This is a genomic window from Paenibacillus sp. Y951, assembly GCF_056786395.1.
On record NZ_JBXCIY010000002.1, the window covers coordinates 236,285 to 249,486 of the forward strand.

The following is a 13,202-nucleotide window of genomic DNA, read 5'->3' on the forward strand; positions in this document are numbered from 1 at the left end:
CGTAGGTTATAACATTCATCAAGAAAACTAGAAAAAAGGTCCCTCATCAATATAACAAATTGATGAGGGACCTTCGTATTTAGAGTGATTTACCTGCGCTTATGACCAATAAAATGACCACGTTTTGATGAAAGTTGCTCTAACCCTTGATAAATCAAGGGTTTAGAGTTTTCCTCACATCATGCCGCCCATGATGTGAGGTTAGTTTTAGTTCTTATCATAGGATTTCTATCCGAATCCCCTTAAAAAGCATTCCTATATTTCCAAGTCAATATGATGTATTGGCAGTGTTCGTGGCCAAAATCTGGATATAGAATTATCCAAGCATATGACGAAGCAGCCCATCATGTGCATCTTTGTCATAGCATTTAAAGCCGAACTCATTTGATTCTGTGCATCAAATGAAAAAAAATGATACTATGTATAATGGGTAAAGATCTTTGCTATGGCTTATATCGTTTTTATATGTTAAGCCCTTGCTTCCGATGCGACTTTTCATTTGCGGGATGCATAGTCAAGAAGTACAACTGAAAAGTTTAAGGAGAAGATAATGTGAGTAACGAACAAAATTTTTGGCTTGATTTACCGAAGCCATTTTTTATATTAGCACCAATGGAAGATGTTACAGATGTGGTATTCCGTCACGTCGTTAGTGAAGCTGCAAAACCTGACGTATTTTTCACGGAATTCACAAGTACAGACAGTTATTGTCATCCTGATGGAATAGCCAGTACTCGTGGTCGATTAACTTTCACAGAAGATGAGCAACCGATCGTCGCCCATCTTTGGGGCAATAAGCCAGCATTGTTTGAACAGATGAGTATTGATATGAAAAAACTTGGTTTTCGTGGTATTGATCTAAACATGGGATGCCCAGTACAAAACGTCGCATCCAATGGAAAAGGTGCTGGATTAATACAACATCCTGAAGTTGCAGCAGAAATTATTCAAGCAGCAAAAGCAGGTGGCTTGCCGGTTAGTGTTAAAACAAGATTGGGTTACCATAATATTGAAGAGTGGCGCGGTTGGTTAGGACATATATTGAAACAAGATATTGCAAATCTTTCTATTCACCTTCGTACCAAAAAAGAGATGAGTAAAGTAGATGCACACTGGGAACTCATCCCTGAAATCAAAAAATTACGCGATGAAATTGCTCCCAATACGTTGATAACCATTAATGGAGATATTCCTGACCGCGCAGCAGGATTAAAATTAGTGGAACAATACGGCGTTGATGGTGTCATGATTGGCCGCGGTATTTTCACCAATCCATTTGCTTTTGAAAAAGAACCTAAAGAACATAGCGCGAGGGAGTTTCTTAACTTACTACTTTTACACTTGGATCTTCACGAGAAATATTCAACAGAAACCGAACCACGTCAATTTAAACCACTTCTTCGCTTTTTCAAAATCTATGTTCGTGGATTTAGAGGTGCAGGCGAACTTAGAAACCAATTGATGGATACCAGATCGACTGATGAAGTCCGTCGTTTAGTATTACCTGTTTTGGATGAGTTATTGGATTAAGACAAGCCTATTTGTGTATGATTAAAAAAACTATATCAAAAATAATGAGAGACCTATCAAAAGTTCAATGAACTCTTGAAGGGTCTCTCATTTTCACACTATGTGGTCTTCCTTTCATGGGAACTCTTGATATTTTATTTAGTCTAATTCGTAATAACTGCATACAACCTGTCCAACCGCTTTAGCAGCTACGATAAGAGCATCTTCGTCAATATCAAATTTCGGATGATGATTAAAGTAAGGCTGTTCTACGCCTTTAGGTGTACAGGCAATGTAAAAGTAGCAAGCTGGGAATTTTTCCGCATAGTAAGCAAAATCTTCAGATGGAGGCAATGCTGGGAATTCTTTCACTTCTTTAATGTCTTTATCATTCATGCTTTGTAAGCTCTCCACTACCTTAGCTGTAAGCTCTGGATCGTTGTACAAAGGCGGGTAATCTGGAGTATACGTAAGCTCACATTTAACGTCAAACTCTTCTTCAATCCCCCTTGCAATACGTCTAATCTCTTTCGCAATCGTTTCACTTGTTTTTACATTCATATAACGAATATCGCCCTCAAGCTCCACACTATCCTTGATTACATTGAATGTACCTTTTCCGTCAAAAGATCCGATGGTGATGACACCGATATCAAATGGATTTAATCTGCGGCTTACAATAGTTTGCACAGCAGTAACAAAATAAGCAGCAGCAACAATCGCATCGTTAGCTAGATGAGGAGATGAGCCATGGCCGCCTATTCCTTGTACTTTTAATTTCATATATGCTCGTCCATTGAAGGAATATCCAGCATGATATCCTACTGTTCCCGCTGGACCCATTGGCAATAAATGAATGCCATAGATGGCATCTAAATCATCAATTAAACCAGACTCGACAATACTTTTTGCTCCACCCGGCGGAACCTCTTCAGCATGTTGATGAATGATTTTTATAGTTCCTGGAATAGAGTCTTTTAATTGAATGAAGCAATCAGCTAACACTAACATGTAAGCCGTATGTCCATCATGCCCACATGCATGCATCACGCCTTCATTTTTTGATTTAAACGGTACATCCGTTTCTTCTGTAATGGGAAGGGCATCAAAATCCGCTCGCAGACCAATCGTTTTACCAGGTTTTCCACCTTTAATGGTAACGATAATGCCATAACCGTTTCCAACATTCGTTTGAATATCCACACCTTTTCCTTTATAAAAATCTGCAATATATTGAGCTGTTTTCTCCTCTTTAAATGAAAGCTCTGGATTTTCATGTAAATAGCGGCGTATAGAAATTATTTCTTCCTTGCGTGATTCTAACATGCTCATTAGTTCGCTTTTCATTATTTTCGTCTCCTAAATTTGTTAGTTAGCCGCTTTATTTGGCATTTGATATGTTTTTTTCGAATGATCATCTGACGGTTTACCAGCATCTTTTGGAACCATGATCAGAATGGAAAGTAATGAAAGGATTCCGAATATTACGTTTACGATAATCCCTACTGATGCCGCAAGTTCAATACTCCCTACCGCTGCTATTGAACTATAAACCGTTGCCGAGATCGCTACACCTATCGCACTGCCTAATGAGCTTGCCATTTTATAAACCCCAGCCGCTTCACCCACTTTATGTGATGGTGCATTGGAAACAGATGTGTCTGTAGATGGTGTAGCATATATACCAAGTCCAAGCCCGAATAAAACAAACCCAATAAATACCGCAACGGTGTACATAAAACCTGGCAAGAAGGTTAATGCCATAAGCGCTACACCAACTGTCGTAATAATAGCACCCCAAACCATGGGTGCCTTTGCTCCTACTCTTTGCAAAATTTTCTCACCGACACGAATCATAGCTAGAACAACGACTAAATATCCAATCGATAGCATCCCTGACTGAAATGCAGTGAACCCTCGACCTACTTGAACATACGTATTGGCAACAACAAGTGTTCCAGCAATCGCATTTAACAAAAAGTTAGAGTACGTTGCGCCAGCGAATGGTTTGTTTTTAAATAAAGAGAAATCAATAAGTGCGATATCTTTCCCTTTTTCAACCTTGAAGAAGACAATAGCTCCACCAATGGTAACGATGGCAAGAATAATCGTAATTGGACTTGTCCAGCCCAAATCCGCACCAAATGTAATAACAACGTTTAATGCAATCATGGTGACGATAAAGATTGCTAAACCACTGAAATCAAACTTAAACTTCCCGCTTCCTTCTCCTTTGCTTTCAGGTGTATCTTTAATGAGCCACATAGCAAGAATGGCAAAAACTATAGAAAAGATAAAAATCCATCTCCATCCCAAATACGTTGCAATGGCGCCACCTGCAAATGAACAGACTCCTGAACCGCCCCAAGATCCAATGGACCAGTAACTAAGAGCACGCTGTCTGTCTTTTCCTTCGAAGTAAGCCTTCATTAGAGCAATCGTCGCTGGCATAATACAAGCTGCGGAAAGCCCTTGAATAATGCGTCCGATAATTAACAAGACTGACCCTTGTGCAAAAACAAGACATAACGAGCCAATAATACTTAAAATCAATCCAAGATACGTAATTTTCTTACGCCCAATTTTATCTGCGATTCCACCAGCAGCAACGATAAATAACCCAGAGAATAAGGCGGTTAAACTAATTGCAATATTTATTGTTCCATGCGAAATCCCTAAATCTGATTGAACTGCAGGTACTACATTTACCATTGCCTGTGCAAAAAGCCAAAATGTAATAACGCCGAATACAATCCCTGCAATTAACTTATTTGTACCTTTGTAATTTGTCTCCATCGTAATCCTCCCATAATTTAACTACATTTTATGTACCTTATCAATTTATTTCATCTACTTATTTGATAGAAAGTATGCCCCCAATACCTTGACCTCATTCTTCATACAAGTAACCTTATCCCGCATTTGGTAACTAATCATTTTACAGTTCTCCCTAGTGCGTCTCTTAATAGACATATTGCCAAATAAATTAAGGAGCAGTATCGCTTTCGTCAGGTACTGGGTATAGGCAAAACAAAGGACGACTGTCTATAGCCGCCCTCAATCGAACTAATGGTCAAAAAAAGAAGCGGGACTTTACCCGCTCCGTTGCTGTATACGCCAATACACCTCAACTATTAGTCTTTCCTGACCAACAGAAAACAGCACTGTTATCGGTTCTTGAACAATAAATATAACTGCGTTTGAACAGCGATAACATTCGTGGTGGAGAAAATAATTATAGTTGTAAATTATGTTTGATACAATGGTCAAGGCATGTTAATATAAATGGTAATAATAGTTAAAGGAGGCGTTTATTATGAGTAAACAAATGATAGCAAAGGGCAAATTTATTAAGGGGAACTCGCATAGCTAGCCCTCTAAACTGCGAAATCCCCCTATTATTGAGAGGGGTATTATTTTGAGTCAATCATCAACAAAAATATTCATACGTAATTTCGAAGATGGAGACATGCCTTTGCTTGGCGAGTTGTACCAATCAGTAACAGCAAAAGAAAATGCAACATTTTGGTGGGTCGGGGACGAAGATAATTGGAATAACGTTTATTGCGCATTTGAAGATGGGAAAATGGTCGCTAAGGGGCAAGTTAGCATCATTAACGTTGTACCTCCCGGTCGTTCAAAAGAGAACAATCACTCCATATACGTCAATCTTAAAACCATTCCCGAAAGAGAAAATGACATTACTTTGCTCGACAACGTCTATCAATATCTTTTCATAAGAGCAAAACAATTAAAGGAAACTTTACCTAAAGAATATGGAACAATACTATGTGTAGGTAACGATTCGACAGAAACAGCAAACAATCAGTTTTTCATCCAAAAAGGATACCTTCATCTGAATAGTTTATATCGCATGAATCGAGACTTGAATGAACCGATTCCTGAATTAAAGCTACAAGAGGAGTTTCAATTTTCTTACTGGAAGATGGAGTCCTCTCGCGAGGAAAGAGATTACCTAGATGTAGAAGCTGAAATTTGGCCTGACACTCCACTAGGACTTAATAGGTTGTCTGAATATAAGAATAACAAACTATGGACATCCATGGTCATACGTCAATCAGACGCTATTGTTGGCGGACTGATGGCATGGCAAGAAGCAGACCATGGTGTCATAGAGGATGTTTTTGTCCGCGAACCATGGAGAAAACGCGGTATTGCCAAGTATTTGCTTACACAAGCTTTAAGATATCTCAAATCCCATCAGCCACAAAACGCTATACTCATGGTATTAACTACAAATAAATCAGCTTTATCTCTATACGAATCCGTTGGATTCTATACAGATAAAGAAGAGATACGGTACTTTACAATACTGAATTAGGCCACAAAAAAGAGGGGCTCTCCGCCCCTCTTTACTATTTCCGCCAATACATCTCCGATATTAATTGTCCTTTCGCACTAACAGTGAGCAACACTCCACATGGGATGAGTGCTGACGATAGATTAACCTAATACGATGTGGCTGTATTCATCTAATCAAGCAACCTTATATCAGCCGCTTTTACATGACACGGTAATTGTTCGTAATTACCCATCTCTTTAATTATCGGATATATTTCCTGTAAAGCATCCTTACTCAGTCTTCCGATTGTTGAATACTTTACCATATCTTTAGATGTCACTCCTGAAAAGGCTCTGGCAAAATGGTTAGTCGGCAATACTGCTGTAATTCCAATCCCGTAGTTAGCCGCCGAAAAAGGTGTATATTCGCCGATAAGAATTTCACCTGCATTGTTTATACGGGTCAAAGCACGATTCTCAGTTTCTTTATCGCATACAATCATCAAATGTTCTGGTGCAAACCAATTAATAAAATCAATAGCTTCCTCAATGTCTGATGCATCAATGATTGCTCCCTTACCGTTATAGCCAAAGACATTTCGTAAATATTGTCTCCGTTTTCCTTCGACCTCATCAATACATTTCCAGAGGTGAGTTTCCACTTTACGAGCAAGAATTGTAGAGGTTGTGACCAGAATAGAAGAAGAATCGGGACCATGCTCTCCTTCATTAATCAAATCATAAGCTATTTTTAATGGATCGGCAGTTTCATCTGCGAAAATTACACATTCGGTTGGACCGAGGCCTAATACACTCTTTTTACCATATGTCATTGCTACACTCATAGCCGCCGCAATTCCACCTGGTCCTGGTCCATAAATCCCATCAACTTCTGGAATGGAATTTGTGCCCTGTGCAAATCCAGCAATTATAGACACTCCGTTGCCGATCACAAATTGATCTGCTCCCGCAAGCTTTGCCGCCGCTACGGTTCCTTGATCCCCAAGTCCATCTTTCAATGGAGGCATCCCCACAACGATTTTCCTAACACCTGCTGTTTTTGCCGCTACAACCAGCATTATCGCAGTAGAAATTAACGGTCCTTTCCTTGCTGGTATCCATATACCTACCGAATCTAAGGGAACCACATTTTCACCGATTACTGTTCCAGGTCTAATTTGCTTTTCCCATGTTTTCGGTAACATAGCTATATTAGCATCTTGCACATTTCTAATTGCTTGTTCCATAGCTGAACGTAATGATGGTGACAGCGAAGATATGCATCTTTCAATATAATCATTTGAAAGAATCAGTCCATCCAAGTCAACTTCATCATACTTCATTGTTAGACTTCTGATTCCTTCATCGCCCTTATTGGCCACCTTATCGAAAATTGATAGAACCCCATTAAGTACATCTCTGTCGAATAGCGTTTTATGTGTTTTGAAACGCTCTGTAAGTAGTCCATTCTGTTCTGGAATTTTGAATACAATGCTTGAATTTTGCATCTCTTTCTACCTCCAATTTTTTATAAATAAAAAGAGCCACGTAGGATAAAAAACACCTACATGACTCTTATACTTCAAGTCCGTAGGTATAACGCCAAAAAGCGTTTGTACCTACGGAAAAATTCCGTAATACAAACGCCTAACTATGATGATGATTATAGGATTTTGTTAATACAAATATAAAACGGTTCATTTTGATATCCCCCTAAACCATACTTGGACATATTATAAATTGCAAATTGCAATTTGTAAAGAGTTTCCAATGTCGCATTAGAATATTTTGAAAACGATACTCGTCACGACAGTGTTAAGATCACTATCATGACGAATATTCAGCACCTCGATAATTTTGCATTTACTGTTGATTGTCATACCCTTTTAAAACTGTGTTGAAGAACACCCCTGATTTATTTACTTTATGTTATATGCAGGTACATATCAACTTAATCACTTTTTTCATCATTTTACATAGTCTTCTTTTAAAATACTGTATATTTCTAAATCGATAATTCCTTTACCTGCCCATAGTGTTGCTTGTCTCAATGTTCCTTCTTTGATGAAGCCATTCTTCAACAATACCTTCTTTGAAGTCTCATTTAGAGGCATCACTTCAGCCTGAATTCTATTGACGTTGACATCCTTAAACAAATAATCGAGCAAAATTCTCACCGCTTCAATAGCAATACCTTTTCCCCAATGCGATTCCGACAAATAGTAGCCAATCGCCACTCCGTTAACCTTTTGATTAAAGTCGAGTGCCTCGATAATTCCAAGCAATCGATCGGGTTCAGCATGTGCGAATATCCCCCACTTGACCCTTGACCTTTTATTATAGTCTCTCTCAAAATGGCCAATCATATTTTTCACAGTATCTTTATTGTGTTTGGGTATAATGCCACAGTATTCAAATACATTGTCATTGTTATAGATTTCAAAAACTTCATCAAGATGATGATTTTCAATCTTCTTCAATATGAACCCATCTGATTTCAGGTTAGGAAACTGCTCAAAAACTGCTTCAATGTTCATTCCGTCACCGCTCCATATTTTCTTTTTTATCGGAATATCTCCAATAGATAACCTGAACGAAACACCTGTGCATGTCCATACGAAATGTATATCTTTTGTAGCGTAAGCGACCATGCAAAATCATATCTGGAATCCCCTAATTGTCCGTTCGTCCAATCTATTACGGTATATCGGTCATTTTCCTCTACAATGTTTCCCATATGGAAATCACCATGAATTATACGATCTTGCTTTATTTGAATGATTTGGACCAGAGAAATTAATGCACTATTTAAGTCATCGTGTTCCCTTACTCCAGGAAAAAAGTAATCAATGAAATCGTACTTAGGAAGTTTTGTATCCCCAATTTCTTCTACCTGGATCTGATGTATTCTTGATAATACGTTCGCTATATCAATCATTTTCTTTTCATTTAGTTTGCTAACAGGCATTCCGTCAAAAGTAGTTAACAACACCTTATCTGCGTTTAGATTTACCCCCAGTCCACGATACCTATAGGGGTTCCCAATAATCATCTTCCTTCCATACGGTTATTTATATTCTCTTCTTGATCGGTATGTATAAATCAACTTTACATTTTCCTTCCTTATCCTTAGCAGGATCATTCCTACAAAATTCGAGGCATGGTCTATCGTCGGCATCATACTCACTATTCGGTAACCATAGACTGAATACGTTTTGATAGGCGAGAACAAATTTTTCTACAGTGTCATAGTATTGATATAAAGCATACATTCCACTAGAAAGTGTTTTAAAATCAATATGATTTTTATGTTGGTTTCTCTCGAATCCACTTGGTAATGTAACACAAGTATCGTATCGACAAGCATATTCTTCTACGAGATTTCCATCATCCAACGATATTCCGATAAACTGATGGTATTTGGGGCTAAGTCCCTGTTGGCTTGCCCAACGTCCCAACTTGTCCCAAGCAACATGAGTATCCAAATAACTCCCGACATGTCTAACGTACGCCACTTCATATTCTGGAAGCTCTTTGATTGTAATCATATTTTCCCACGCTTTTTTTAAGAGTTGATTTTCTCTATTTCTATTGTAATCCTGTAGAGGAGATAACTCTTCTTGATTATTGCTGAATTGTAATGAGAAATTGCTTTTTTTCCTTACGCTATTTCTAACGTCACTTGGTGTTTTACTGTAGTGTTTCTTAAAGAGGGCATTGAAGGTTGACACAGATTCGAAACCGCATTGATTCGATATTTCCAAAATGGGCTTGTTGGTTTCAACCAAAAAATAAACAGCCTTTTGTAAACGCTCTTGATTTACAAATGCAACTGGAGTCACACCGACTATAGATGCAAATATTCTTGTAAAATGATATTTCGAAAAATTTGAAACACCAGCCAATATATCGAGATTGAGTTTTTGATTACTATTTTCCACTATGTATTTCATTACTCTATCAATTCTATCTTTATAATCATTATTCATTTATCTCATTCTCCAATTACTTTTGTATTAGACTACTAAAATTATACACCGCAAATGGAAAACATGGATAGCTTGAATGAATATACAAACGTATTGATCGTGATGAAGTATTTATCATATTGCTACAGCTTCTTGCCCCTATCCCTTTCAGGAACCAGGACAGTCACATCCTTCAAGTAGAAGAAGGAAATCTTAATAAGTTCGGCTATGCCTTAGCGAACTTTCAAGGCAAAAACGCTCACCATCAACGGCACTGCCAGGAAGAGTTAGTTCCTCGGTTATTTTTTAGGCGATCATCCCTTCAACGCCGATTCTTTTTATTTTCATGTCCGAAATCTCTTAAACGGACTATTCTGTTAGGGGAAACTGCGTATTTGAAATATACCTGAACCGTAACAAGATCAATCCTGCCGAGAGTCGATCTTGTTACGATCAGGCTATTACTGTTGGACCAATGAAATTTAGTTGACTTTGGTCGTTGAGGCAAGATGGTCTACTATTCTCAAAATCAAGGTAACAGCTTCGGCTCTGGTCGTGTAACCGCCTGGAGCAAACTTATTATTGCCCCTTCCATTGATTAAACCTATGTCCGCAGCTGTTGCAATGGCCGGATAAGCCCAATTAGGAACTTGATCCGCATCATCATAGGCGAGCGTAAGACTCGAATTCATCTTGTCTTCGTACCCTAATACGCGCATCATTATGACCGTAATCTCAGAACGGGGAATCCATTGCGACGGCCTAAATGTTGCGTCCTCATACCCTTTCACCAATCCGGCAGCAACGAATTGTGATACATGGGATTTTGCGTAATCCGGAATATGCTCATGATCCTTAAATTTCTTTGCAAGGTCAGATGAAGCAGAAGACAGATCCATCGCTCTTGAAAGCACTGTAGTGAATTCAGCCCGAGTAACCTGATTATCTGGAGCGAATGTGTCATCTGGATATCCTTTGATCCACCCCATTTTCGTCACCCTTACAATGTCTTCCTCAGCCCAGTGGCCTTTCGTGTCAAGATACATAGTTATTTAGACTCAGGAATAATTGTTACATGGAAATCTACGATACCTTTCTGATGCAATCAGCGACTCTAGCCTCCGAGTTCGTGTAACTGATCCTTTTGACCAAGGTGTTCGGGGAGACATATTAGGAAATAAATGGTATACTATGAGGGTATATGGAATGCGAACCAGGAACATTTCAGTAAGAAAATTATTTGGTAAATGTATCATAAACGGAATGTGTTGTTTACGTTTAATAAGGAGTGAGCCTCTTGAAAAAAACTGTTTCTTTTTTTGTGGCAGGAGTTCTTATAATAGTAGTTATTACATTGTTAATAAATTCTTATCGCGGAGAGAACATGCCCGATGAAACACCTATTCTTAACCCTTCTGAAACGTCTTCTCCTTTACCAAGTTCTATTGATAAACCGACTCATGAGGATACAAGCAGTAGCGAAATTGAAGAGAACATACCTTTTGAACTTTTCACAGTGGATCATGACATGCTTGCCGATACTTTTGTTGCACCAAGCTATGTTGATGAGAAGCAAATAGCCTTTGAGATCATAGAATCTAACATCGAATCAACCAGTCATATTGCTGTAGTCAATAAATATAATAATGAATGGAAAACCGTCTATACCGCTCCTTCAAAACAAGTAATAAATTCACTTGTAGGCAGTGAAGAAACTCTATTCTGGGTCGAACATATCTATGAACGACAGATCGATACAGCATGGACATTAAAATCGTTATCCCTACAAACGGGAGAAACTCGAGAAATTCGTTCAGGATTGGCCGAAGATGAAATTTCTCCACCCGTACTCCGAATTGATAATGGTCTCATAACATGGATAGAAAAACGAATTGAAAATCATATTGTTATCAGTTCCGCTTTTGCATACAATTCCAAAGAACAAGTTCCAAATTTAATTGCTGAGGCAGAACTCAATGAAAAAAATGAGCGCCAAGGTACTTTCTTTATTCTACAAAGACCAATTGAAGACGGAATATTAATACATCAATCCGTATTTTCAGAAAATAAAGATCTCGAAAAAACGTTCCAAATTGTACTCTATCCCTATGATAAATCGGAACCCAAAGTGATGGTCGATAATGTGAGACATGTGGATTTCACCGCCGATTCCCATTATTTTGTGTGGACCGAAACAGGTAAAGTATCTGTCATGGACAGAGATTCAGGGATAATTGTACATGAAGTGAAAGATCCAAAACGTGATATGTCTTTTGATTCCCCCTTTATTAGGAATGGTACTTTGTATTATCGATATTCCATTGACTCTATTTTTTCCTTGGATTTACAATCTGGAATTGAACATGAAATCGTTGCTAAGAAGTCCATTTATTCTAAAGTGTTTAATAGCGAAGGGTTTCTTAGCTTCTCTTATATGCCAGCAATTGAGCCGGAAAACGAAGTTGATTTCTTTATGTTACGAATAGATGAGGATTAACAGTCGTCATTAAGCAAACGGAGCAGGTTATTACGAAAAAAGAATTCCGTAAGGAAGTGAATAAGGTGATAAGAAGTAAAGTAGTTCTTATTAGTTCAGCTATTATTTTATGTATATGTATGTATTTGTTTTTTCCATTTCCTAACAATTTATTGTTAGATTCACGATCATCTTTCATGTCGTTTCCAATCCGCAATCAAGATGGATATAGTATGCTTGGTATAATCGGTTCAGTTTTGTTTGTAATTGCATTGATATTACTTGTTAAAGGCATAAAGAAGTACCATTTTCGAACAGTAGTAATCGTTGTAATAGCATATACATTTATACCACTAATACTCATTACATTGTACCAAGAAACTTTAGCAAGTGGCATTAACGCTATATCTTATGATGGCAAAGGTAAGTGCAATTTTAATGCTGTGAGTGAAGATCTACTAAAGGGAGAATGTAATGTCATATTAAATAATCATAGCAATAAAGCTGTTTCGTTTGAGCTACAATTTTTAGATTCATTTTTCATGGATGATGGTACTCGAATGGAATCGCTTATGAATTTAGCTAGTCCACATAGCATTACAATAGAAGCAAATAAAAAAAAATCTATTCATTTGAATGAATTACTTGATGTATCCAATGTTCCAAAACATATTCAAGGCGGAACATCACTTAGTGTTCATTTAAAATTGATTGACGGTGAGATTGAGCGAACTTTATAGAGATGCTCTTCATATATTCTCTAATCTTGTTCACATCACGCTCTATGTCATTAAATGAGCGCATGAGATAAACTGAACACTCTACCATTTCGTTGGCAATAAATTCGCGAAAATGTGCTATAAGGAAGTAAACTATTTCCAAAAAATGAATACATATGCAAAAGAATGCAATCTAAAATGGATTGCAGCCCTTTGCATATCTTAGTG

At 37.8% G+C, this 13,202-nt stretch carries 11 protein-coding genes; 4 read left to right on the plus strand and 7 right to left on the minus strand.

Going from position 1 to position 13,202, the window contains the following annotated elements:
* The first annotated feature begins 612 nt into the window (after positions 1–612).
* Entirely contained in the window at positions 613–1,530 is a 918-nt protein-coding gene (locus tag AC1TPB_RS03870; protein ID WP_482075448.1) for a tRNA dihydrouridine synthase, read from the plus strand.
* A 138-nt stretch (positions 1,531–1,668) separates the two neighbouring features.
* On the opposite strand, the gene AC1TPB_RS03875 is transcribed toward AC1TPB_RS03870, so the two are convergent.
* Entirely contained in the window at positions 1,669–2,856 is a 1,188-nt protein-coding gene (locus AC1TPB_RS03875) for an amidohydrolase (protein ID WP_482075276.1), read from the minus strand.
* A gap of 21 nt (positions 2,857–2,877) precedes the next feature.
* Positions 2,878–4,305, minus strand: a complete 1,428-nt coding sequence (locus AC1TPB_RS03880) for an MFS transporter (RefSeq protein WP_482075277.1) — start codon at positions 4,303–4,305, stop codon at positions 2,878–2,880.
* A 673-nt stretch (positions 4,306–4,978) separates the two neighbouring features.
* Here AC1TPB_RS03880 and AC1TPB_RS03885 point away from each other — a divergent pair.
* On the plus strand, positions 4,979–5,851 hold the full coding sequence (locus AC1TPB_RS03885) for a GNAT family N-acetyltransferase (RefSeq protein WP_482075449.1): 873 nt from the start codon (positions 4,979–4,981) through the stop codon (positions 5,849–5,851).
* 151 nt (positions 5,852–6,002) lie between these two features.
* On the opposite strand, the gene hisD is transcribed toward AC1TPB_RS03885, so the two are convergent.
* From hisD to AC1TPB_RS03910, 5 genes are all read right to left on the minus strand, one after another.
* Positions 6,003–7,319: a histidinol dehydrogenase gene (gene hisD, locus AC1TPB_RS03890; RefSeq protein ID WP_482075278.1), complete on the minus strand. Its 1,317-nt coding sequence runs from the start codon at positions 7,317–7,319 to the stop codon at positions 6,003–6,005.
* 459 nt (positions 7,320–7,778) lie between these two features.
* Positions 7,779–8,348: a GNAT family N-acetyltransferase gene (locus AC1TPB_RS03895; RefSeq protein ID WP_482075279.1), complete on the minus strand. Its 570-nt coding sequence runs from the start codon at positions 8,346–8,348 to the stop codon at positions 7,779–7,781.
* Positions 8,349–8,374: 26 nt separating this feature from the next.
* Positions 8,375–8,779: a phosphotransferase family protein gene (locus tag AC1TPB_RS03900; protein ID WP_482075280.1), complete on the minus strand. Its 405-nt coding sequence runs from the start codon at positions 8,777–8,779 to the stop codon at positions 8,375–8,377.
* Positions 8,780–8,882: 103 nt separating this feature from the next.
* The gene (locus AC1TPB_RS03905) at positions 8,883–9,800 is read right to left on the minus strand and encodes an AraC family transcriptional regulator (RefSeq protein WP_482075281.1); all 918 of its coding nucleotides are present in this window, start codon (positions 9,798–9,800) and stop codon (positions 8,883–8,885) included.
* Between the two features lie 461 nt (positions 9,801–10,261).
* The gene (locus AC1TPB_RS03910) at positions 10,262–10,825 is read right to left on the minus strand and encodes an S-layer homology domain-containing protein (RefSeq protein WP_482075282.1); all 564 of its coding nucleotides are present in this window, start codon (positions 10,823–10,825) and stop codon (positions 10,262–10,264) included.
* A gap of 251 nt (positions 10,826–11,076) precedes the next feature.
* On the opposite strand from AC1TPB_RS03910, the gene AC1TPB_RS03915 reads away from it, so the two are divergent.
* A complete protein-coding gene (locus AC1TPB_RS03915; protein WP_482075283.1) occupies positions 11,077–12,276 on the plus strand; it encodes a hypothetical protein in 1,200 nt (399 codons plus the stop codon).
* Between the two features lie 176 nt (positions 12,277–12,452).
* Positions 12,453–12,995: a hypothetical protein gene (locus tag AC1TPB_RS03920; RefSeq protein ID WP_482075284.1), complete on the plus strand. Its 543-nt coding sequence runs from the start codon at positions 12,453–12,455 to the stop codon at positions 12,993–12,995.
* Positions 12,996–13,202 lie beyond the last annotated feature (207 nt).